The organism is Planctobacterium marinum (assembly GCF_020687805.1).
In the GTDB taxonomy this organism is placed as follows: domain Bacteria; phylum Pseudomonadota; class Gammaproteobacteria; order Enterobacterales; family Alteromonadaceae; genus Planctobacterium; species Planctobacterium marinum.
Genome location: NZ_JAJEWQ010000001.1, coordinates 562,386 through 584,971 on the forward strand (window position 1 = coordinate 562,386; position 22,586 = coordinate 584,971).

At 45.0% G+C, this 22,586-nt stretch carries 19 protein-coding genes; 6 read left to right on the forward strand and 13 right to left on the reverse strand.

Annotation, left to right across the window (positions count from 1 at the left end; translation table 11 throughout):
* Window positions 1–85: 85 nt before the first annotated feature.
* The 8 genes from LJ740_RS02605 to LJ740_RS02640 form a co-directional block, all read right to left on the reverse strand.
* Window positions 86–1,801: a sensor domain-containing protein gene (locus LJ740_RS02605; protein ID WP_229527490.1), complete on the reverse strand. Its 1,716-nt coding sequence runs from the start codon at window positions 1,799–1,801 to the stop codon at window positions 86–88.
* Between the two features lie 15 nt (window positions 1,802–1,816).
* On the reverse strand, window positions 1,817–2,593 hold the full coding sequence (locus LJ740_RS02610; protein WP_229527491.1) for a response regulator: 777 nt from the start codon (window positions 2,591–2,593) through the stop codon (window positions 1,817–1,819).
* 101 nt (window positions 2,594–2,694) lie between these two features.
* On the reverse strand, window positions 2,695–3,243 hold the full coding sequence (gene gmhB, locus LJ740_RS02615) for a D-glycero-beta-D-manno-heptose 1,7-bisphosphate 7-phosphatase (protein ID WP_229527492.1): 549 nt from the start codon (window positions 3,241–3,243) through the stop codon (window positions 2,695–2,697).
* 125 nt (window positions 3,244–3,368) lie between these two features.
* Window positions 3,369–4,130 (reverse strand): SDR family oxidoreductase, encoded by a 762-nt coding sequence (locus LJ740_RS02620; RefSeq protein ID WP_229527493.1) that lies wholly within the window; start codon window positions 4,128–4,130, stop codon window positions 3,369–3,371.
* 17 nt (window positions 4,131–4,147) lie between these two features.
* On the reverse strand, window positions 4,148–5,041 hold the full coding sequence (gene mmsB, locus LJ740_RS02625; RefSeq protein WP_229527494.1) for a 3-hydroxyisobutyrate dehydrogenase: 894 nt from the start codon (window positions 5,039–5,041) through the stop codon (window positions 4,148–4,150).
* Between the two features lie 2 nt (window positions 5,042–5,043).
* On the reverse strand, window positions 5,044–6,165 hold the full coding sequence (locus LJ740_RS02630; protein ID WP_229527495.1) for an enoyl-CoA hydratase/isomerase family protein: 1,122 nt from the start codon (window positions 6,163–6,165) through the stop codon (window positions 5,044–5,046).
* A gap of 16 nt (window positions 6,166–6,181) precedes the next feature.
* Window positions 6,182–7,339 carry an acyl-CoA dehydrogenase family protein gene (locus tag LJ740_RS02635; protein ID WP_229527496.1) on the reverse strand — a complete coding sequence of 386 codons (1,158 nt, stop codon included), beginning with the start codon at window positions 7,337–7,339 and terminating at the stop codon, window positions 6,182–6,184.
* A 14-nt stretch (window positions 7,340–7,353) separates the two neighbouring features.
* On the reverse strand, window positions 7,354–8,844 hold the full coding sequence (locus tag LJ740_RS02640) for a CoA-acylating methylmalonate-semialdehyde dehydrogenase (protein WP_229527497.1): 1,491 nt from the start codon (window positions 8,842–8,844) through the stop codon (window positions 7,354–7,356).
* Between the two features lie 246 nt (window positions 8,845–9,090).
* On the opposite strand from LJ740_RS02640, the gene LJ740_RS02645 reads away from it, so the two are divergent.
* Complete coding sequence (locus tag LJ740_RS02645; RefSeq protein ID WP_229527498.1) at window positions 9,091–9,360, forward strand: hypothetical protein; 270 nt, start codon at window positions 9,091–9,093, stop codon at window positions 9,358–9,360.
* Between the two features lie 99 nt (window positions 9,361–9,459).
* Here the strand turns inward: LJ740_RS02645 and LJ740_RS02650 are convergent, their stop codons facing one another.
* Genes LJ740_RS02650 through LJ740_RS02665 form a run of 4 tightly spaced genes read right to left on the reverse strand, consistent with a single transcriptional unit; the run spans window position 9,460 to window position 14,641 of the window.
* Entirely contained in the window at window positions 9,460–11,370 is a 1,911-nt protein-coding gene (locus LJ740_RS02650; protein WP_229527499.1) for a putative bifunctional diguanylate cyclase/phosphodiesterase, read from the reverse strand.
* Window positions 11,363–12,952, reverse strand: coding sequence for a sensor domain-containing diguanylate cyclase (locus LJ740_RS02655; protein ID WP_229527500.1), 1,590 nt, complete (start codon window positions 12,950–12,952; stop codon window positions 11,363–11,365). The genes LJ740_RS02650 and LJ740_RS02655 overlap by 8 nt, the downstream gene beginning before the upstream one ends.
* Window positions 12,945–13,382, reverse strand: a complete 438-nt coding sequence (locus LJ740_RS02660; protein ID WP_229527501.1) for a hypothetical protein — start codon at window positions 13,380–13,382, stop codon at window positions 12,945–12,947. The genes LJ740_RS02655 and LJ740_RS02660 overlap by 8 nt, the downstream gene beginning before the upstream one ends.
* Window positions 13,382–14,641 carry a hypothetical protein gene (locus LJ740_RS02665; protein ID WP_229527502.1) on the reverse strand — a complete coding sequence of 420 codons (1,260 nt, stop codon included), beginning with the start codon at window positions 14,639–14,641 and terminating at the stop codon, window positions 13,382–13,384. The genes LJ740_RS02660 and LJ740_RS02665 overlap by 1 nt, the downstream gene beginning before the upstream one ends.
* Before the next feature lie 559 nt (window positions 14,642–15,200).
* Here LJ740_RS02665 and LJ740_RS02670 point away from each other — a divergent pair.
* The 3 genes from LJ740_RS02670 to LJ740_RS02680 all read left to right on the forward strand — a co-directional run bounded on the left by LJ740_RS02670 (window position 15,201) and on the right by LJ740_RS02680 (window position 19,537).
* Entirely contained in the window at window positions 15,201–16,025 is an 825-nt protein-coding gene (locus tag LJ740_RS02670; protein WP_229527503.1) for an SAM-dependent methyltransferase, read from the forward strand.
* A gap of 83 nt (window positions 16,026–16,108) precedes the next feature.
* Window positions 16,109–16,387: a hypothetical protein gene (locus tag LJ740_RS02675; RefSeq protein WP_229527504.1), complete on the forward strand. Its 279-nt coding sequence runs from the start codon at window positions 16,109–16,111 to the stop codon at window positions 16,385–16,387.
* 375 nt (window positions 16,388–16,762) lie between these two features.
* Complete coding sequence (locus tag LJ740_RS02680) at window positions 16,763–19,537, forward strand: tetratricopeptide repeat-containing hybrid sensor histidine kinase/response regulator (RefSeq protein ID WP_229528024.1); 2,775 nt, start codon at window positions 16,763–16,765, stop codon at window positions 19,535–19,537.
* A gap of 50 nt (window positions 19,538–19,587) precedes the next feature.
* Here LJ740_RS02680 and LJ740_RS02685 read toward each other — a convergent pair whose 3' ends face one another.
* Window positions 19,588–20,769, reverse strand: a complete 1,182-nt coding sequence (locus LJ740_RS02685; RefSeq protein WP_229527505.1) for a thiolase family protein — start codon at window positions 20,767–20,769, stop codon at window positions 19,588–19,590.
* Between the two features lie 208 nt (window positions 20,770–20,977).
* Here LJ740_RS02685 and LJ740_RS02690 point away from each other — a divergent pair, with 208 nt between their 5' ends.
* Window positions 20,978–21,367 (forward strand): MerR family transcriptional regulator, encoded by a 390-nt coding sequence (locus tag LJ740_RS02690; protein ID WP_229528025.1) that lies wholly within the window; start codon window positions 20,978–20,980, stop codon window positions 21,365–21,367.
* Between the two features lie 4 nt (window positions 21,368–21,371).
* Complete coding sequence (locus LJ740_RS02695) at window positions 21,372–22,541, forward strand: isovaleryl-CoA dehydrogenase (RefSeq protein WP_229527506.1); 1,170 nt, start codon at window positions 21,372–21,374, stop codon at window positions 22,539–22,541.
* The last annotated feature ends 45 nt before the right edge of the window (window positions 22,542–22,586 follow it).

Below are 22,586 nucleotides of genomic sequence, written 5' to 3' on the forward strand. Positions count from 1 at the left end.
TACCGATAATGTGATTATTTTTTCGCTAATCATCCTACCAGTAAAAAACAGGTTGATTTTCTTACCGCACCTGACCTGAGCGGTATTAAAAGTTACCAGCATTGCGTTTTAGCTCGTATCGCTCTTCAATCACATCAATACCTAACGGCTTACTAATGTGATATCCCTGCAGGTAATCTACGCCCAGTCCTTGCAATTCCTGTGCGGTTTCTTCATCTTCAACGAACTCGGCAACGGTTGTTTTGTCCAGCGCTCTGGCCACTTCACAAATTGACTTCACCAATGCTTTGTCAATCGGGTTATCTTTCATATCCTTAACAAAAGAACCATCGACTTTGACACAATTTGCTGGCAGTTGTTTTAAGTAACTGAAGGTACTAAAACCCGTACCGAAATCATCAATGGAAAACTCGCAACCCAGTTCCATTAACTTCTGGATCATATCCTGGGTAGCGCCGAGATTTGTTAAACTGGCGCTCTCAGTAACTTCGAAGATAATTTGCTGCGGATTGACGTTATATTGATTGAGCTTTTCTTCCACCAATGGCAACAAACGCTCATCACTGAAAGCCTGAGCAGAAAGGTTAATGGCAACCTTTTCCAGCACGCTGTGTTTACTGATCATGCTCATGGCCTTAGAAATCACCTGATGATCCAGTAAGTTAATGTCTTCCACCCGTTCAATAGCGGGAATAAATTCGCCCGGGAAGATGAGTTTTCCGTCTATTTCGAGGCGTACCAATGCTTCAAAATAATGTACCTCGCGGGTAACCGCATCAACCACAGGTTGAAAATGTAAAATAAGCTGATCTTTAGTGATGGCTTCCTGCAGTACGTGCACCCACTGTACAGACATCTGAAAGTCTTCCGTTTCTTTGTCTGCTTTTTCAAATACGTGCACCAGGTTTCTGCCACGCTTTTTGGCAACATATAAAGCGATATCCGCCTGTTGCAAATACATTTCTGGCTCAGTCTGTTCACCGTTGATCTCGGTAGCACCAATACTACAACTGATCTTAAAAATACGTTCGCCAAACTGGTAATGACCTTGCTGTAATAAATTACAGATCTCATTCGCTATCTCGCGCGCTTCGTTTTGATTGGTACGCGGCAGAAGTAAAGCAAACTCATCCCCCCCTACCCGACAAAACACATCCGCTTCACGCTTTACAGACGAAATGGCACCGGCGACTTCTTTTAAGATGATATCTCCCTGGTGGTGCCCCTGGGTATCATTGATCACTTTAAAATGATCTAAATCCAGATAAAGTAAAGCGTGTACTACCCCCTGCTTTTTCGCAGTTTCGGCCAGACGATTCAATTCGGTATCAAAATAATGGCGGTTATACAGGTTAGTCAGGGTGTCATGTGAGGCCAAATGGCTCAGTTGCATTTCCGCTTTTTTGCGGTCATCAATGTTGTCCAGGTTTACCGTTACACCCGAGACCTTGCCCTGTTGATATAAATCGTTGAACTGCACCTCAACCCATATTGCATCTCCGGGCTTAGTTTCTAACTGAAACTCAATGCGTTTCGCTGTGGCAGTTCCATCCAGCATCTGACTCAAATTGTGCTGCACATATTGCCGTGTATTGCCATCATCGCCATAAGCAAAATCCGCTAATGACTTGCCCATAGTATCTTCTTTGGAATAACCGGTTAGCAACACCCAGGCTTTGTTAATAAATTTGATATAACCATCGCTGTCCAGCTCCATAACCACAGTGGACAGGTGATTTAATAAACGGGTATGGGCCTCTGACAGCTGTCGAAACTGCTCTTCTCGACGTTTGATGGTCATAACCTTGTCTTCAAATTAACTATTGCTGACCAGATAATTTTCGCGTTGGGCAGCAATGGCGATGACCCTGCGTAACTGCTCCCCTTTAAAGGGCTTCGAAATAAAATCCACAGCGCCGTCAATTAACAGTTGCTCCGCAAGATCCGTACTGCCATGAGCGGTCATAATGACCACTGCCTGCTGAGCATTAACAGCCAGTATATGTTTGAGGACTTCCCCTCCTGACATCTCAGGTAATTGCACATCAAGCAAAACAATATCGAATTTGTCTGCTTTGTACTTTTCAACACCCAGAGTTCCTGTGTCGGCCACTTGTACCCGATAATTGTTATTCAGTAAACGGGAGGCTAATTCTGCGATATCCGGATCATCTTCCACCACCAGTACAGACATTCTGTTGTCCAACGGTTCATTGCTATCCGAAAAGGTCATTACCAGTTCTGGCAGCGTGTCCAGGTGTTCAGCCGCCAGTACATGGTTGATGGTAAATGCCGACGCCGTAGTTTTGGCAATATGTTCGCAATAGGTATCGGTGATCAAAATGTAGGGGGTATCTGATGGTACTTTAAACAAATTAGCCCGTACCATTCGAACCAGTCGCCAGGCATCCATTTGCCCGATGAATGTATCTGAAATAATCAGATCAACGGGTTGCTGTTTCAGCATGGAAACCGCACTACTGGAATCCTGAACATGGATTACATTCACATTCCGTTCGGAGAGTAAATCAGTAACTGATTGCTGTCGCACCAGGTTCTCGGTTATCAGCAATACTGAAATGGATATCGCCATTCTTTTCCCTAAAATAAGAGGTATTCTGCACACACAGGCATTTTAATTCCTCATACTACCTGGATTAACAGGAAACTAAAATACTCATTCTGTCTAACTGCTTAAATTCTGACATGTAGCAGTGAAGGTGCCACTGCATCTGCCAGTTCTCCTGAGACACAGGTCTGATTGTGTGAGATTAATATGCACTTTTTAACACCCGCAGCCTTACCGGCTATCATATCGGTAATTTTATCCCCAATCATAACAGACTGACTAAGCTCAATGTTCAGTTCATCAGCCGCCGTGTAAAGCATTCCGGGCTTGGGTTTGCGGCAATCGCAATCCACTTTGTATTCACCATAACCTTCCTGAGCGTGATGTGGACAATGGTAAACTGCGTCGATGTAGATGCCCTGCTGTTTAAATTCATTGAGCATAAAGTCGGTCAGTTTCTCGAAGTCAGCCTCAGAATAATATCCACGCGCAATACCAGACTGATTAGTGATGATGACCAGTTTATAACCCATGGAAATAAAGCGACGGCAAGCGGGGAAAACGCCGTCAAAAAACTGAAAATCACTGATACGAAAGGTATAACCGTGATCCTCATTGATAACGCCATCACGGTCTAAAAATACCGCCTTATGTTTGTCGGTCTGAATGGACATAGAAAAGGTATAATTTTTTACTTGCTGATAAGCATACCCAATAGATAACGTTTGGCTACTATCCTTTGGTATGAGAGCGCACGTTTGCTGAAGAAACGTGCGATTAGGTAAAATTAAATCGCGGTTTAAACGCGAGTACCACCATCCAGCTCAATGACACGGCCGGTAAAGTAGTCATTTTTAAAAATAAACTTAGCGGTTTGTCCCAACTCTTCTACTTTCGCAAGGCGTCGTAAAGGCACGGTCTTCAGAAACATCTCCATCATTTCCGGGCGCATCTGGCGTGCCATATCGGTATCCACTAAGCCAGGCGCAATACAGGCTGCACGAATGCCAAAACGAGCCAGTTCTTTTGCCCAGGTGACGGTCATAGTCGCTACAGCAGCCTTCGACGCTGAATAGTTGGTTTGCCCCATATTACCGGCACGGGAAACTGAAGAAACATTAATGATCACGCCTTCACAACCCAGATCCACCATTTGAGCCGCGGCTTCACGAGCACATAAAAACGTACCGGTTACATTGACGTCTAAAACAGACTGAAACTGCTCTAATGGCATTTTCTTTTGAACTTTGCCTTCTTTGACTTTTAGCAACATACCATCACGCATGATACCGGCACTGTTGATCAAACCATTTAATTGTTTGAAGTCTGCCGCAATGCGCTCAAACACCGCTTCCACTTCCTGTTCGTTAGTCACATTGACCACATAAGGACGGGCAGTAATGCCTTTTTCTGAAAGCTCGGCAACAGCCTGATTCAGGCTGTCTTCTTTCATATCCAACAGAGCGATATGGGCTCCTTCATCCGCCAAAATATCGGCCATTGCACGGCCTAAACCCTGCGCAGCGCCTGTAATTGCAATGACTTTATCTTTTAAATTCATGATCTCAGTTTGCCTTTTTAATGTTTGGTTTGACCCAACAACTGAAAAATACTGGAGAAATCTTTGTTCCCCTGCCCCTGGGCACTCAAAATCTGGTAAAGGTTTTGCGCCAATGCCCCCATAGGAGTCATGGACTGACTCTGGTTCGCTGCTTCCATTGCCAGTCCCAGATCTTTTTTCATCAAATCCACCATAAATCCACCTTCGTAGCCTTTGGAAGAAGGCACATTAGGCAATACATCAGGACAAGGGTTATACAGTTCTAACGTCCAGTTGCGCCCTGAGCTTTGCAACATAATGTCAGACAAGACTTTCGGATCCAAGCCGTACTTGATCCCCATCTGCAATGCTTCTGAGGTTCCTGTCATTAAAATAGCTAACAGCATGTTATTGCAGATTTTAGCTACCTGACCGGCACCAATATCACCGGCATGGAAGATGTTTTTGCCCATCGCCTCTAACACAGGCTTAGCTTTGTTGAAGTGCTCGTCACTGCCACCCACGATAAAGGTGAGTGTGCCACCCTGAGCACCTGCTACACCACCGGAGACGGGAGCGTCAACAAAACTGATATCCAGAGAAGTTAAATGCTCGCCCACCACTTTCGCTGAGGCCGCATCTATGGTGCTGGAGTCAATCACCATGGCGCCTTTTTTAATATGGGCACTGATCCCCTGCTCAGAAACAAACAGCGATTTCACGTGTTTGCCCGCGGGTAGCATGCTGATCACAAAATCCACATCTGTGACTACATCTGCTGCAGAGTCCGCCTTATGTGCGCCTTTATCAACCACTTTGGCGACATTCTCGGGTACCAGGTCAAAGACTTTAACATTGTGACCGGCTTTCACCAGGTTGGCAGCCATTGGGCCACCCATATTACCTAAACCAATAAATCCTATGCTTGCCATTATTATGCGACTCCTAAATTAGCCAATGGATGGTTTTGCTCAGTCCAGTTACCCATAAAAAACGAAGCGATAAACTCATCCGGGATCATATCCTGTGATGGGTAGAGCCAATTGGGTGCTCCATCCTTATCAATCAGCAAAGCTCTGACCCCTTCCTGGAACTCCCCTGCTGACGCGCAGCGACAGGCCATAATCAATTCCATACGAAAACAGTCAGCTAAAGAAAGTTGCTTACCTCTTTGCAACTGTTCCCATACCAGACGTTGAGTGACCGGAGAGCCATTGACTAAGGTTTTAGCGGCGCGGTTTAGCCACTTTTCATCTGACTCGAGCCACTTGCTCACCTCAGCCACAACCTCAGTCAAGGATGTCTGCGCCATAGCGCTCTGGATCTGCGGCTCAAACTGAGCGATGTTAGAGGCAGGTAATTTGTCTTCTGATACTGAGTTCAGTTCAGTCAATACCAAGTTAAGCCCATCGGCAATTGCAGCAAATTCCGCACTTGCCAATTTATCCATAAAAGTGTCAATGCTGGTATCGGCAACAGCATAATCGGCCATACCGATTAATCTGGCATCAGCAGCGTTGATCTGTACACCGGTCAACCCCAAAAACAGCCCCATATTGTCTTTAAGCTGGTTCAGGAAGTAGCTTCCGCCCACATCAGGAAAGAGTCCGATGGTGATCTCCGGCATGGCCAGACGGGTTGTTTCGGTCACTACCTTGTGACTGGCACCGGAAAACAAACCAATGCCACCGCCCATGATGAAACCGTTACCCCACACAACAACTGGCTTGCTGTAAGTATGGATTAAAAAGTCCAGTTGATACTCTTCAGTAAAAAAGGTCTCAACAGAACCAAGGGTTTTGTTAGGTTCAGCCTGCATTGCCTTGTATAAAGACACCACATCACCACCGGCGCAAAATGCCTTTTCACCGGCACCGCTTAACACCACCGCCGCTATTTCTTCGTCGGCTTGCCAGCTTTGCAGTTGCTTTGTTAACAACTGCACCATTTCCAGATTCAGGGCATTGAGTGCCTTGGGTAAATTAAGCTGTGCATGGCCAAGCTGTTGACCGTTTTTTAGCGCGACGGTTGAAAATAAAACTGGCGCTTCGCTCATTTTATTCTCCTTGTTTTTAGAGTAATTCGCCGGCACCTTCTGCCAGAACCCGACGGCCCACAATCAGACGCATGATTTCGTTTGTACCTTCCAGGATTTGGTGTACACGTACATCACGCACATGACGCTCAAGCGGGTACTCCTGAATGTAACCATAACCACCGTGGATCTGCAGCGCTTCGTCACACACTTTAAAACCAATGTCAGTAGCGAAGCGTTTCGCCATCGCACAATACGCCGTCATTTCCGGATCATTATTGTCCAGTTTAAAGGCTGCCAGACGCACCATCTGACGAGCGGCAACCAGTTCCGTGGTCATGTCGGCAATTTTAAACTGTAGTGCCTGAAATGCCGCCAGAGGTTTACCAAACTGAGAGCGCTCCTGCATATAGTTTTTGGCTGTATTCAGGGCTTGCTGTGCAGTACCAATAGAGCAGGTGGCGATATTAATACGACCGCCATCCAGACCTTTCATAGCAAAAGTAAAGCCCTGACCTTCGTCACCCAATAGATTAGTGACCGGGATGCGCACATTTTCAAAGGTTACAAGACGTGTAGGCTGGGCATTCCAGCCCATTTTTTCTTCGGCTTTGCCATAAATGATACCTTCAGCATCAGCGGGTACAACCACTGCAGAAATGCCTTTAGGGCCAGCTTCACCGGTACGTACCATAACCACCATGACGTCGGTTTCACCGGCGCCAGAGATAAACATCTTGGAGCCGTTGATCACATACTCATCACCTTCGCGTTTTGCGGATGTACGCAAGGAAGCGGCATCACTGCCCGAACCCGGTTCGGTTAGACAGTAAGACGCCAGTTTTTCACCTGTCACCAGTGCTTCGCACCATTCATTTTTAATAGCGTCAGTGCCCCAGGTGGCAATCATCCAGGAGGCCATATTGTGAATAGTCATCATGGCCGTAGTCGCAGTACAGCCCATTGCCAGCTGTTCAAAAATAATGGATGAATCTAAACGAGACAGTCCAAGACCACCGACTTCTTCCGGAGCATACAGGCCGCAAAAACCCAGTTCGCCCGCTTTTTGAATCACTTCTTTAGGAAAGTAGTGCTCTTTATCCCATTTAGCCGCATTCGGCGCTAATTCCTGCTCAGCAAACTGTCTGGCAGTATCAGCAAACGCAATTTGATCTTCAGTCAGATTAAAGTTCACATCTCACTCCTTTATTAACGCAAGTGAATGGTCATATTCGGACCGGTAGGAATATCATCTTCAAACCAACGAGAGGTGATAGTTTTGGTTTCGGTGTAGAAACGTACTGCCTGCTTACCATAAGCATGCAAATCACCGAAGAATGAGTTTTTCCAGCCAGTGAAGGAGAAGAAAGGGAGTGGCACAGGAATGGGGACATTGATGCCTACCTGACCTACCTCAATTTCGTGTTGGTATTTACGTGCAGCAGCGCCACTGGCAGTAAAGATGGAGGTACCGTTGCCATAAGGATTGGCATTAACCAGTGCGATAGCTTCTTCCAGTGTGTCCACACACATGCAGCACAATACCGGACCAAAAATCTCTTCCTGATAAATGCTCATTTCACGCGTAACATTGCTGAACAAAGTTGGACCAATCCAGTTCCCGGACTCGTATCCTTCAACAGTGCATACTGAGCCATCTACTAAGCAGGTAGCGCCCTGCTCTTTACCTTTTTGGATATGGGCTAAAACGCGCTCTTTGGCCGCCGGGCTGATCACCGGACCAAATGCCGCTGACTCATCATCCCACAGGCCGGGTTTTACGTCGTTGAACAGTGGTACCAATTCATCAATCCATTCCTGTGCACTACCGACAAATACTGCAACAGAAATCGCCATACAACGTTGCCCCGCAGCGCCCACTGATGAGCCTACCAGGTTATTCATAACCTGAGCTTTGTTGGCATCAGGCATGATCACGCTATGGTTTTTAGCACCGGCAAAACACTGTGCGCGTTTCATATTTTCGGTAGCCGTTTTATAAATATACTGACCTACCGGCACAGAACCGACAAACGACACGGCTTTAATGTCCTGATGATGCAACAATCCATCAACAGTCGATTTATCACCGTGCAGAACATTTAATACGCCTTTTGGTGCACCGGCTTGCATGAAAAGCTCAGCCAGTTTCATCGGCGTCATGGGGTCCTGCTCAGATGGCTTAAGTACAAAAGTATTACCCGCCGCGATAGCCATCGGGAACATCCACAAGGGGATCATAGCCGGAAAGTTAAAGGGAGTAATACCGGCGCAAACACCCAAAGGTTGGATATAACTGTAGGTGTCGATACCACGGGCAACGTTTTCTACCGTTTCACCCATCATCAGAGCCGGCATATTAATGGCTTGCTCTACGACTTCAATGCCACGCCAGACATCGCCCTTTGCATCTGCGAAGGTTTTACCGGTTTCCTGGCTCAGGATTTTGGCAATTTCGTCGTGGTTTTCTTTTAACAATGCCTGGTAACGCATCATCACACGGGCACGCTCAGAAACAGGCGTTTCGCGCCAGGTTTCAAAGGCGGCTTTGGCTGCAGCAACAGCCTTTTCCACTTCCATGGCTTCCGCTACAGGTGCCAGGGCAATAGTTTCATTGTTGGCAGGGTTGGTTACATCGATAGTTTTTGTGCTTTGAGAGGCGACGAATTCGCCGTCAATTAACAAGGGAACGGTTTGCATAGGGTACAAGCTCTTTTGTTAATGTTAAGAAATTGTAGCGACTTTAGCAGAGTTTTAACCTTTACGTTAACGTCAATTTAAAAAATATCCTCCGCCAAAGTGACAACCAGAGCTTACACTCCTGATTGAAAACCCATCGGCACAGAAGATTGGCGAGTTAAACATTGAGAAAAAACGAGTAATTATTTGCGCATTCAGACTTTCTTACATAAGGTTAAGCAATAGGCAGATTATTAAGAGAGTGATATGAACAGACCGCGTGGAGATCAAATAAGTCATCATCGTACCTACGAAACGTCCAGTGATCGCCGGGACAATGCTAACCGAACTCATGGTCAGCAGCGTACCCGCTCAGGGTCAATTGAAATAAGACGTCGTTCAGGCTCGGTGGACCATTTTCATTATCACGAGAATCGCAATACAACCGGGTTTATGGTCAGCAGAGGGACTCATACCGACAGACATGGCACAGTGACACATGGGCGCAGAAATGTAGACTCATCCTATAACCCATAAAAAACAGGCGTCAGGTCAACGGTAAATCGTTAGGTTTATTCAAAAAACGGGTTAGTCTTTTCGGCAGATAAACGTCAGAACAGCTTTAATGGGGGTTGTTCAGGCTTTTCGCGCCTGCGAATTAAGCAACGCAACAAAGTCTTTGGCGGGCAATGGAGGAGACCAATAATATCCCTGACCATAAACACAGCCTAAAGATTTGAGTTCAGCTGCGATCTCGGCGCTTTCTACGCCTTCTGCGACATTTTCCAGATTCATTGTGCGACTCATCTGAATAATGGCATTCACAATGTGCTGCTGTTGCAAGTTCGTCAGCATATTGCGTACAAAAGACATATCAATTTTTAACGTAGACGCATTAAAGTTAGATAAATAATTCAGGTTTGAATAACCGGTACCAAAATCATCAATAGCAAAATTAACCCCTTTATCAACCATGCTGTAAATTTGTTGCTGAATGTGGTCAGTATTGCCAATAAACAAAGACTCGGTGATCTCCAATTCCAACATGCTCGGATCTAATTTGAACCTTTGTAGCGCCCGGAAAACATGGTTTGGCAAATTTCCTCGTTTAAACTGCACCGAAGAAATATTGACTGCGACAGTCATCCCTTTGAACCCAAGCTGATGCCATTCCGAACATTGTTCACATGCTGTTTCTATTACCCATTTGCCAATTTCCACTATCAGTCCAGACTCTTCAGCCACGGGTATGAAGGTATTTGGTGGTATAATAGCCCCGTTTTTATGCCAGCGGATCAAGGCCTCTGCCCCAACGATTGTATTGGATTGCAGATCGACTTTAGGCTGGTAATAAAGCTCAAATTCCCGATTTTCCAAAGCGCTTTTAAGATCCTGAACCATATTAAGACGATGCAAAATGTCTTTTTCCATACCACTTTCATAAAACTGATAGGAATTAGGTTCATCTAACTTGGCCCGGTAAACGGCAAAATTTGCCTTTCTGCGTAACTCTGCAAAGCTATCCCCATCAAATGGAGCGGCGGTGACACCAAGCGAACAGGTCATTTCGTGGTCATAGCCCGCCAAAAACAAAGGTAAAATCGTAGTTCTGATGGTCTGGTGGCAAAATTCATTCAACGCTTCAAAATCCGGGACCCTGGTAGTAAGAGTAAATTCTGTTCCCGAGGTTCGGTAAACGTTGGTTTTGTTGTTTTCCAGTTTTCTCAGTCGCTTCGCCAATTTAATTAATATTTGATCCCCAAAATCGTGACCAAGAGTTGAGTTGATCCAGTTAAAATTGTTTATGTGCAATATAACAAAGCCCTGAATACTGCCTTTATTGGAGAGGTTTTTAACACCAACCGAAATATCCTGTTTGCATTTCTCACTGTTTGGCAATCCGGTCAAATCGTCATACAAAATCCGTCGCTCTGAGTCTTTACGAACGGTTTCGTTATACTTTGTTTCCTCTGACAGTTTAATCACCAAAGATTTGATGAAGTTGGAAATTATAAAAATACCTAAGCCATATAACACCAACATCGCCGCCATATCATTGGCTTTGGCCCATATTGAATACTGGCTTATGACTTTGTTTTCAATGATGTTTACCGCAACCGCATAGGCAATTGCATAATAGCTAGCCACCATAAACAGGACTAACGGAACAACCAGTACTTTACCCCCCAGAAACACGGCGAAAATCACCACAAACGGGTATAGTACAAGTGAGCTATCGTACAAACCGTCGAAGTAAAATGCTTTAGACAAGGCGAAAATTGCGACAGTCCATAGCATCATACCGGCAACAATATTGCTGGTATCAGTGTTGAGAAACCAGGTTAATGCCATCAAAAAGCAGATTATCAATACGCACTCAATAACCCACGCACCGTCGCTTTGCACCAGACCGCTAACCGCAACGAACAAAAACAGCATAATAAACACATTATTCACGGCAACCACCCGTGAAATGCGTGACTTCATATCGTTAAACAACAATATAGATTCGGCAACGCGTTTTACGCTGGGTAATTGCCTAGACATGGTTAACCTGGACTTGCTGTGTTTCTTCAGAAAAGTGTAAGAAATGCTCGGGTTGGGTCTCTTTTAACTTTTTCGACTGGTACATTGCTTTATCTGCGAGGTGCAGCAAGGTTTGTAAATCTAAAGAATCATCCGGATAGCTTGCTGCCCCGACGCTGGCACCTATGGTTACATTTTGCTCAAAGTTTCGTAAATAAAAGGGTTTAGAAATCCGATTTACCAATCTTGTTACTATTTCTCGTGTTTCAGACTGGTCAGCCTGACTGAGTAGCAGCACAAACTCATCACCTCCCCAACGTCCGCCAAAGTCTTCAGGGCGAAGCGTCTTCTTAATGCGATCAGCCACAAAAATCAGAATTTCATCGCCCGCTTTGTGCCCATAGATATCGTTTACCTGTTTGAACCAATTTAAGTCCAGCAACACCAACATAAATCGACTTTGAGTGGTCATCAGGGTGGTCAGTTGCTTTTCCAGTCCCTGGCGATTTAACATTTTAGTGAGCTTGTCAAAATCTGCCTGATAGGCGAGATCATCCAGTTCTCGTTTACGCTTCGAAATGTCGTGTAAAGTTACCTGATAGTACTCACGCATATCTTCGCTAATGATTGCAGTGACCACCACCTGAACCCAGAAATGTTGGTTACCATCCTCGGTTTTAAGTTTAAACTCTCCGGTTGCGATTTCTTCGTTTGCAAAGGCAACTTCTACGACCCTGGAAAGCGAATCAGGATCATCAAATAAATCCTTCAGCAATGGGCCGAAACTTTTTCTGAGTTGCAAATCCAGTTTATTCAGTACTTTTTCAAAGGCACTGTTAAACAGCAGAATATTGCCACCAGGCTCCATCAAAATAATCGGCGACAGGGAATTTTCAAATAGCATCCGAAAACGTTTTTCCAATGCTTCAATTTCTTCTCGTAACTTCCTTTCCTGATTAAACTGACTTTCTGTTTTATCCAGTAATTCGTTGACATCCCGCACCAACAAACCAAGTTCACTGCCATCGTGAAACTCCGGAACCATTAACCGCTTGCCCTCCCCAGGTCTGGTATGATGCAGAGCTTTCGCAATGGCAATAATTGGCCGGGTGATCAGAAAAAATGCAACAAATATTGAGACTATCGTAACCACCAGAGCCTGAAGCACCATGGCATTGGAATTCTCGGTGGCCAATTGGCTGGCCCGCAACTCGATAAATTCCACATTGGGCTCAATGAGTAATTGTCCGATGGTCTTATTGGGTTCAAATAACGATTTGATGGGGAAAGCAATGGGGTTGTTCAATGGTTGCTCATGTGTTCTGACAACCGTTTCTTCGAAAGACATACTGGCATTTAAAACGATGTCGTTTGTGATAAGTCCATCTATCACTTCCTGCGCCAAATCTTTCTCTGCCAGATAAGCCGCAGTGGCCGCAGTGGCTTCAACGGTTTTATACAGACTATCAATACTTTGATGGGCAAACCCGATCTCTTTGTTAACCGTCAACCGGTAAAACAATTGGGTAGACAACAATCCTATTGCGATTGATGCGAACCCAATGACCACAGCGAGTCGTACTAATAATCCGCTCTTATTCATTGAATCGATACACGACTTTTACGTCGTCCGTAATATTGTCAGCCTGAATATAGGCTATCGCAGAATTTGACGTGGCAACAACTTGCAGCACTGCCTGCTCATCCTGTTCCTGCACAGGAGGCCTTACCCGCCCTGTAAACTTAACCCTGGACCAATAGGCATTAACCCTATTTAATGGCATCCCCACAAGCTCTTTGTAAAACACTTCTTTGAGTTTGTGGTTGTTGTCTATGTCTAACGGCTGTGCTTTACGGCCATCGGGAAAAGCGACGTATTTCCCCATGTATAAATCGATAAGTTGCGTTCTTGATAGTTCGGCTGTCGGATTATTTTTGTTGACCACAACAACAAGGTTAGAGGCATCAGGTGTACTGACAGCACCGAGACTGCTAACCAGGAGCAATGATTTAAGTAGTGTGCACCCGACCATCAGAATGTAAAACTCAGATTTGAAAACAAGGCATTGACTTTTCCAACTGGCTCGTTGAAGTTACCGCCTGGTTCAGGAGGCTGCCAAAGTGTACTGCCTCCGTTGTCTATACGTGTATGATCCCACTGTAACTTAAATGACATGTTATCGGAAAAATCCCAACGCCACCCCAGTGACAAGGTTTTTTGGTTAACATTAAAAAATCCGAGCACCCCCAACGCTTCAAAATACAAATCGGTAGCAAATGGAATGTTTTGCAACATAGCTAAATCAACAGCACCCACCTCATATTGCTTAGTTTCACTGTAAGCGATTGAAAAGAAGAAATTATGCAAATCGGTATGATACACACCGCTAAAGTAGCCACTATGCATATCCTGGACAGTCAGCGAATCAGCGTTGATCTGGGCTAACTCGGTCATAAAGGTCATACTTTCAGCACGATATTGGCCACTCACAGACGTATATTTGCCCGTCTGATTATTCAAATCAATTCCCGCAGCGACCTCATTTACACTGGGCCAAAATTGCTCGAAGATCGGTACCTGAATACTCAACGCGCGCAGTCCGTTAGCGAGCGGCGTAATGAGAGTCGAGTCGAATTTTACCTGAGTATGATTTAACGCTATATCCCAGTCAAAGGTTTGATAATCTAAAGCCAGCCCCACAATATTATCAAGATTAAGTGGTGTGACATTTGATGAGCTAAACCCCGTCACACCATACTCACTTTCACCATAAAACATTTTGGCAGAAAACGTTCCATTACCTGCCGGACGGCGATAAGTAATGTCAAGACCATCGAGATGGCGATGAGGAACAATCCCGTAGATCTCAGAAGGAACATGGGCCCAAGGGTAAGCGAAACCAATATCGCGAAACTCAGTCAGTAAAAACAAATCCAGAGCCGTGCGGCCGATACGCACTGACCAATCTGCGGTAGGCGTGTAACGCACGAACGCCAAGTTTACCATGGAGTCCAAACTGTACTCTTCCTGTTCACGATAAATTACTTGCACCACGGCATCGAAGCTGGAATTAGCAATAATATCGAACTGCAAACCCAGGTTACTGGTTTGTGCAAAGTCGAACTCGCTGTCGAATACTCCCCCAACCCTGGAAAAATCTGACCGGTAGCCGAACTCGTCTGAATCTGTAACAACCAGACCTATCGTTCCAAATCCCGAAACATTGACCGAAGATGATGCCTGTAACGGGTAACAAACCCACAGGAAAATAAGAGAGATTATGCTTTTCATGCCAGCCTTCAAATTTGCTTTAGTATTTACCAGCACCAGCTTGCTGTAACATTATTGATATCGAACCCAGCGTATCAGGGTAAACCACGATTGCGTTTCTGTAGCGAAATCCTGTTACTACAAAAACTGCAGAAGATAACCCCAAAAGCCCTGATAGCTAAACACACACCAGGATATCATAATCAATCTACACGTAAATTCACAATTATGCCAAGTTAGGCCTTAAAACTGTTCAAATAAAACAAATGGTTAATGGTACTTTTTGTTGGCCTGGTAATTGACAAACTTATTACTCAACAGTGATTGTAGCTTACAGTGCAATTCAGCACATCGTTACACCTGAATGTCAGGATTTACACTCGAGTAAAGCGCAATACAAGTTGCCTGGTAGTCGGTATCAGCACAACTTACGTCGTAATTAAGTTGACTCAATACTAAATGTTGCAAGATAAAATATCTCTGAGTAAATTTAGTCAAAATTTGTCGGTTATAGAATTGCCACACATCTAATAGTGGCATATGCTTAACACGGAATAGAAAAATAATAGGGAAATCACTCATGACTGCAAACCAAGGCAGCCTGACGATTGCCGGATGCGGCCTGCATCCTGGCCATATGACACTTGAAACCGAAAGCTTGATTAAAAATGCTGAAAAGGTGTTATTAGTGGCCCCAAATCCGCTCTCTATTCAGCACATTATCAGCCTGAATAACACCACCGAACACCTGGGTAAATACTACAACGAAGAAGGCATTTCCCGCCCTGACATTTATAAAAAAATGGCCATGCACATTGTTGATCTGGTGCGCAATGGTGTTCAGGTAGTTACTGTTTTTTATGGCCACCCAGGCGTGTTTGTCACCTCCACCCGGCTGGCCAGCAATGTCTTAAAAAATGAAGGTTACCCGGTAAAAATGTTGCCGGGCATCGCTGCTGATGCCTGCCTCTATGCAGACCTTGACCTGGACCCTGCAGATACGGGCTGCCAATCTTACGAAGCAACACGCTTTTTATTAACCAGGCGAACTCCGGATACGAGCGCCGCATTAATACTGTGGCAATTGGGATTAACCGGCGAGCACACTAATGATCATTTTAAACCTGGCGAGCAGGGCCTAAAGGCTCTCAGTCGATTATTGGCTGAGTATTATCCAGCAAGTCATAAAGTATGTGTTTATGAAGCTCCTACCCTGCCGGGGTTTGCGCCGCGTATAGATTGGATGACCATTGAAGAGCTGGCTACTGCTGATGTCAATACCATCAGTACCTTGTACGTACCAGCAGGTAATGAACCCACTTTTGCCGAAGACCGCCTAGCCTGGTTGGGTTTAACCGAAGCAGACATTGAACATTGGGAAGAATACGAAGAGTTCGAAGATTGAGCCAGTTAAGCAGTATGGCTTTTTAACTTGTTAGCAAATGCGCAAACAAGAAACTAAAACGAAGGTAAAAAGAGGAACGTAAAATGGATAATTTAAGCCGTTTTTATATTGACTTGGCCACTGACACTAGCAAAGCTGATTCATTTTTTCATGCGTCTGAAGCAGAGAAAATGCAAATTTTAGAGAGCGCCGGAATTGCGGACTCATCGAAATTAGTTGCTGCGGATCAAAGCGAAATCAGACATTTAATGATGAACGCATTGTCTAACTCAACGGGTTCGTGGAATGGATTAGATAACAATGCTGGTAACGACGATAACAAAAACAATATTGGTCGTTTAGGTAGAACTAAACAACATTAATCTGCAATGTTCTATAGAGCCTCTTCACTATCAGTCAATTTGATATTCGCACTTTTTATAGCGTTAGTATGCTATGAAGTGCGAAGTGCAGAGGCTCCTACCCCACAAAAAACAGAATCTCCCGGTAATATTGAACAGGTCCAAAAAATAGAACAATTAGCGCGAAATAAACCTCGGCTAGCTATAACTATGTCCAATGAAAAACTAAATAAATTTATTCAGTTAAAGGATTTTGAAGCAGCTGGAAGAGTATTGAACGCAACATCATATGCTTATTCTTTTATAGGTGAATATAACAAATCTATGTTATCAGCAAGGGAGGCTGAGAACTTAGCAATTCAATATGGTATCCGTGAAGTCCAGGCGCGTTCAGAAATGCTTCAAGGCAACATTCTTCAATTAATTGGAGAGTATACCAGAGCAATTAACAAGTACCTGAATGCTTCCAAAATATATAGTGAGTTAGAAAACGAGCTCTATGTTGGCTACTGCTACCATAACATGGCAAATACATATAAAGCTGCCGGTCATTATCAATCAGCGATTGATTTTTACAACAAATATAAAAATATCAAAAACGACGGCAGCGTAAATAAAGGAATCGGCGATACTTTGCTTTTGATGGGGCAAACCGAAAAAGCGTTAGAGCTATTCGATTTAGCACTAGAGTTGTATAGAAGCGAAGAAGATTCGTTAGGTGCCGCTCTGGTTAGAAACAGCCAGGGTGATGCTTTTTTAATGAAAAATGACGGTATTGGTGCATTGGCTTCCTATGAGGAAGCATTAGCATTATCGAAAAATCATGGCCAAAGCTATACAGGAGAATACTCAATAAGAGGAAAAGCTAAAGCACTTTTACAATTAGGAGACCCTGAAGAAGCCTTAACATGGGCTAATCAAGCATTCGACTTAGCAGAGCGCAGAGATGAGAAAGAAGCGATTTTATCCAACCTTGAATTGAAAGCTAATATAAGCGCAGCACAAAATAACTTTTCATCTGCATTTGAGTTACTAAGTGAACTTAGAGAGCTAGAAATAAAATATAGATTGGAAAAAGATTCCACGCAGTTAATGGTAATGCAAGCCCTGTTTGACAGCGAAGCTAAAGCGGCAGAAATTGCCGAGTTGGAAGAACAAAATAAAATTCTCCAGTTAAAAGGAGCTGTTGAGAAAGAGCGCTCTCAACAGACGCAGTTTATTGCTTTTACACTTGTCTGCGCATTGTTAACTCTGGCCTTTTGGATATTTACTGTCTCTCGAGAAAAACAACGTCTGGCAAAGGTATCTGCTGAATTAGAAAAGGCTAAGGTACAGGCTGAAACGGCGACTCACACTAAATCAGCGTTTCTGGCAAATATGAGCCATGAGATTCGCACCCCGCTGACATCCATTATTGGTTATGCCGACAGCATCCTGCAGGGAGATATCCCAGAAAAAGAAGAACACAGGGTCATTAAAATTATCTGCGAAAATGGCAACCACCTACTTAATGTTATCAGCGACATTTTGGATTTTACCAAAATAGAAGCAAACAAACTGGAATTCGAAAATATAGCCACACCACTGATCCCACTGCTTGCACAGATAGAATCAGTAACCGGAAAACGGGCGCGCGACAAAGGCTTAAGCTTTGATTTGCATTTTCGTTATCCTTTACCCAGTGCCATTATTACTGACCCCACTCGTCTGCGGCAAATTCTGTTTAACCTCACCAACAATGCCCTGAAGTTTACCGATAAAGGCAGTATAAATGTGTCTGTAAAATCGCTGGAAAACCAGTTACTGATTGGTGTCAGGGACACCGGCATTGGTATTAGCAAGGCCAATCAACAGGCTCTTTTTCAACCTTTCCAGCAGGCAGATGGTTCCATTAATCGTCGCTTTGGTGGTTCCGGTTTAGGTTTATCTATCTCCCGTCATCTGGCGCAAGGATTGGGCGGCGATTTAACTGTATCCAGCGAAGAAGGTAAAGGTTCAGAATTTGTGGTTGCGATTAATCTACAACCTGCGCCCGATTGTCGCTGGATAACCTCAGGTGAAGAAGCGCGCGTTGTTACCCAAACCGTTGAGGCACAAAAACAAACACTACCCAAATTTAATAAGGCCAAAGTACTGCTGGCAGAAGATCACCCAAACAACCGCGAACTCATCCGCTTAATGTTGTCCCGAATGGGCCTTATGGTGACAGATGTTGAAAATGGTCTTCTGGCCTGCAATGCCGCATTAAAAGAACAATTTGACTTGGTGTTTTTAGATATTCAGATGCCGGTAATGGATGGTGGTCAGGCGCTAAAGCAAATCAAAAAGGCGTATCCGGACACCCCGGTGATAGCCCTGACGGCGAATAACATGAAGCATGAGGTTGAACAATACATGCGCGAAGGGTTTACGGCACACTTACCCAAACCGCTCCCCAGAGAAGACCTGATTGCCCTGTTAGAACACTATCTTGCAGACTTTTTGATTACACCTGAAACTAAGACGACGACAAGTGGCATGCAGGCTTTGCCGGTGCCCAAAGGTGCTACGCCGCTGGCGGGACAAGAAGAGGATATGGTAAAGCTCATTGCCAGTTATGCATCGCAGCTCAATCAGGAGGTGGAACAGGCCGTTATGTTTTGGCAGGCTGAAAACTGGCCTGCGTTATCTGAACTTGCACACACAGTAAAAGGTTCGGCCGCTAACTTCGGTTTTGCGAATATTGGTGAGCATTTTAATCAAATAGAGCAGCAACTAAAAACCCGTCAATACCCTCAGGTCAGTCAGTTAATTAATCAGGCTCTGGGGGATATGCAGTTAATTAACAGTATTCCTGGCACTGATAAGGCAGTAGGCATACATAATCACAGTGTCAGCTTTTCAGCCTGGCACAGCGCCATGAAAACCTTTTTTGCATCACTGCCACCTGCTCTGGATAAAATGCAACAGGAGGCAGTGTCAGAATCACTGGAACTGGCTTCCAGCATTAACGAATTGCAAAAACAATCCAATAAACTGGCATTTCCAAAGGCTTATAATCTGTGTATGCAAATCAGAAAAGCCATCCGGGAAGGACAAGGTGCTGAACAGCTAATAAACGCCTGTGATGAGCTGGCAAACGAATTAATCAGTATCAAATCCTATTTAGATAGCCATTCTTTAAGTGCTTAAAACTAAAAAGCTGGCACACCGGCCAGCTTTTGTCGAACAACTTACCAGAATTACATCACTTCAACAGCAATCGCAGTGGCTTCACCACCACCGATACACAATGAGGCGACGCCTTTTGATTTACCCAGACGTTTTAATGCATGGATCAGAGTCACCAGAATACGGGCACCTGATGCGCCGATAGGATGACCCAGCGCACAAGCACCACCGTTGACATTAACCTTGCTTTCGTCAAGCTCCAACTGACGCACCGCCAACATGGTCACCATGGCGAAGGCTTCATTGATTTCGAATAAATCTACGTCATTCAACGACCAACCTGCTTTGTCCATCAGCTTTTGCATTGCTCCCACTGGCGCGACTGTGAAGTTTTCTGGCTCAATGGAATTGGTGGAATGAGCGACAATGCGAGCCAGTGGCTCAAGGCCCAATGATTTAGCTTTGGACTCAGTCATAATCATAAGTGCTGCGGCACCATCAGAAATAGAGCTGGAGTTTGCTGCTGTTACTGTGCCGTCTTTTTTAAATGCAGGGCGTAAATTGGGGATTTTCTCTGGCATAGCTTTAGCCGGAGACTCGTCTTCGCTGACCACCACATTGCCTTTACGGCCCTGAATCACCACATCAGCCACTTCATTTTTAAAGTAACCTTCAGCTATCGCCGTTTTGGCCTTATCCAAAGAGGACAAAGCAAACGCGTCCATGTCTTCACGGGTGATACCTTCAGCATCGGCAGTCGCCTGAGCAAAACAGCCCATCGCCTGACCGTCGTAGGCATTTTCCAGACCATCCAGCATCATGTGATCCTGAACCTGGCCATGACCCATGCGATAACCGCCACGGGCTTTAGGCAATAAATATGGCGCGTTAGACATGCTTTCCATACCACCTGCTATCACCACTTCAGCACTGCCAGCTTTAATAAAGTCATGAGCCATCATGACGGCCTTCATACCAGAACCACACACTTTGTTAATGGTGGTTACGCCAGCAGAAAGCGGCAAACCGCCCGCCTGTGCCGCTTGTCTTGCAGGCGATTGCCCCAGACCAGCAGGCAAAACACAGCCCATAATCACTTCATCAACCTGATTGGCGTCTGCCTGGCTATCGGCCAGGACACTGGCAATGGCACCAGCGCCCAGTTCTGTAGCGGTCAGAGGGGATAAGCTGCCCATAAATGCGCCCATTGGGGTACGCTTGGCAGATACAATAACGATATTTTCTGTTGTCATTTTCATTACCTTTGCTGATGATGTTGGCATTGTGGTCTATTTGGTCAATCTGAGCGACTGTACTTTAGGACCATCTCCATCCTGTACAACATTCTGGACGCAAGCGATAACTTTGTCGAAATCGGTTGTAAATAGAATGTTGAAAAGTTGTCAGGGTTACTTTACCTTTACGTTAACTTATTCCTTACGTGAACGTAAAGGTAAACCTGTGAGTGAGCAAACTTATTCTATTGGTGAATTGTCAAAAGAATTTGACATTACCCCCCGCTCTATTCGTTTTTACGAAGAGCAAGGCCTGCTGGCACCGGAACGAGCCGGTCAAAGTCGTATCTACAATAAAAAAGATAGAGTTCGGCTAAAGTTGATCCTACGCGGCAAACGTTTGGGATTTTCCTTAGCTGAAACCAAAACCTTATTTGAGCTCTATGATTCTCATCAAAGCTCTAAAGTACAACTAGAAGAAATGTTACGCATGACGCATGAAAAACGCGCCATCATGAAACAGCAAATGGAAGATATTCAGATGCTGATGAATGAGCTAAATGACGTGGAGCTGCGTTGTAAAGAAGAATTATCTGAATTAACCAAAGGTGTGTAAATCCATGAATACTCCCTACCCTACATTAAATTTTGATCTTGGCGAAGATATTGATGCGTTAAGAGAAGGTATTTACCAGTTCGCGCAGGGCGAAATTGCGCCTCTGGCAGAAAAATCCGATGAAGATAACGCCTTCCCCAACCAGCTATGGACTCAATTCGGTGAAATGGGCCTGTTAGGTATGACCGTCGCGGAAGAATACGGCGGTGTGGATATGGGTTATCTGGCCCACGTTGTCGCTATGGAAGAAATTAGCCGTGCATCAGCTGGCATAGGTTTAAGCTATGGTGCTCATAGTAACCTGTGTGTCAATCAAATTCACAAAAACGGTACCGCAGCGCAAAAAGAAAAGTATCTGCCTAAGCTGGTAAGCGGTGAGCACATTGGTGCATTGGCCATGAGTGAGCCTAACGCCGGTTCTGATGTTGTCAGCATGAAACTGCGTGCGGATAAAAAAGGCGACCGTTACATTCTTAACGGCAACAAGATGTGGATCACCAATGGCCCTGACGCCAGCACTTTCGTGATTTACGCAAAAACTGACGTCAATGGTGGCTCCAAAGGTATCACCGCTTTTATCGTTGAAAAAAGCTTTGCCGGTTTCTCTCAGGCGCAAAAACTGGACAAACTGGGTATGCGCTCTTCCAATACGTGCGAGCTGGTATTCGAAGATGTAGAAGTTCCTGAAGAAAACATTCTGGGCGAGGTTGGCGGCGGTGTGCGCGTGCTGATGAGCGGCCTGGATTACGAACGCCTGGTACTTTCTGGTGGCCCTATCGGTATTATGCAAGCCGCCATGGATATCGTGGTGCCCTACATTCACGACCGCAAGCAGTTTGGTCAATCCATCGGTGAATTCCAGTTGGTACAAGGTAAAGTTGCCGACATGTACACTCAGATGAATGCCGCGCGTGCCTATGTTTACACCGTAGCCAAGGCATGTGACCGTGGCGAAACCACCCGTAAAGATGCTGCTGGTGCGATTCTTTATGCGGCAGAATTGGCCACCAAAATGGCGCTGGATGCGATTCAGTTATTGGGCGGTAATGGCTATATCAATGAATACCCGACTGGACGCTTGCTGCGGGACGCCAAACTTTATGAAATCGGCGCCGGTACTTCTGAAATACGTCGTATGCTGATTGGTCGCGAATTATTCAAAGAATCAGTCTAAAGTATATTGACCGGGCAGATACAAGCCCTGTTGTAATTAATGAAT

What these genes read in the sequence shown, in the direction of transcription:
- LJ740_RS02670 (WP_229527503.1), top strand. Translation starts at nt 15,201, where the DNA reads ATGACTGCAAACCAAGGCAGCCTGACGATTGCCGGATGCGGCCTGCAT.
- LJ740_RS02630 (WP_229527495.1), bottom strand. Translation starts at nt 6,165, where the DNA reads ATGAGCGAAGCGCCAGTTTTATTTTCAACCGTCGCGCTAAAAAACGGT.
- LJ740_RS02695 (WP_229527506.1), top strand. Translation starts at nt 21,372, where the DNA reads ATGAATACTCCCTACCCTACATTAAATTTTGATCTTGGCGAAGATATT.
- LJ740_RS02650 (WP_229527499.1), bottom strand. Translation starts at nt 11,370, where the DNA reads ATGTCTAGGCAATTACCCAGCGTAAAACGCGTTGCCGAATCTATATTG.
- gmhB (WP_229527492.1), bottom strand. Translation starts at nt 3,243, where the DNA reads ATGTCCATTCAGACCGACAAACATAAGGCGGTATTTTTAGACCGTGAT.
- LJ740_RS02605 (WP_229527490.1), bottom strand. Translation starts at nt 1,801, where the DNA reads ATGACCATCAAACGTCGAGAAGAGCAGTTTCGACAGCTGTCAGAGGCC.
- LJ740_RS02660 (WP_229527501.1), bottom strand. Translation starts at nt 13,382, where the DNA reads ATGGTCGGGTGCACACTACTTAAATCATTGCTCCTGGTTAGCAGTCTC.
- LJ740_RS02645 (WP_229527498.1), top strand. Translation starts at nt 9,091, where the DNA reads ATGAACAGACCGCGTGGAGATCAAATAAGTCATCATCGTACCTACGAA.
- LJ740_RS02610 (WP_229527491.1), bottom strand. Translation starts at nt 2,593, where the DNA reads ATGGCGATATCCATTTCAGTATTGCTGATAACCGAGAACCTGGTGCGA.
- LJ740_RS02665 (WP_229527502.1), bottom strand. Translation starts at nt 14,641, where the DNA reads ATGAAAAGCATAATCTCTCTTATTTTCCTGTGGGTTTGTTACCCGTTA.
- LJ740_RS02680 (WP_229528024.1), top strand. Translation starts at nt 16,763, where the DNA reads ATGCTTCAAGGCAACATTCTTCAATTAATTGGAGAGTATACCAGAGCA.
- LJ740_RS02640 (WP_229527497.1), bottom strand. Translation starts at nt 8,844, where the DNA reads ATGCAAACCGTTCCCTTGTTAATTGACGGCGAATTCGTCGCCTCTCAA.
- LJ740_RS02675 (WP_229527504.1), top strand. Translation starts at nt 16,109, where the DNA reads ATGGATAATTTAAGCCGTTTTTATATTGACTTGGCCACTGACACTAGC.
- LJ740_RS02655 (WP_229527500.1), bottom strand. Translation starts at nt 12,952, where the DNA reads ATGAATAAGAGCGGATTATTAGTACGACTCGCTGTGGTCATTGGGTTC.
- LJ740_RS02685 (WP_229527505.1), bottom strand. Translation starts at nt 20,769, where the DNA reads ATGACAACAGAAAATATCGTTATTGTATCTGCCAAGCGTACCCCAATG.
- LJ740_RS02620 (WP_229527493.1), bottom strand. Translation starts at nt 4,130, where the DNA reads ATGAATTTAAAAGATAAAGTCATTGCAATTACAGGCGCTGCGCAGGGT.
- mmsB (WP_229527494.1), bottom strand. Translation starts at nt 5,041, where the DNA reads ATGGCAAGCATAGGATTTATTGGTTTAGGTAATATGGGTGGCCCAATG.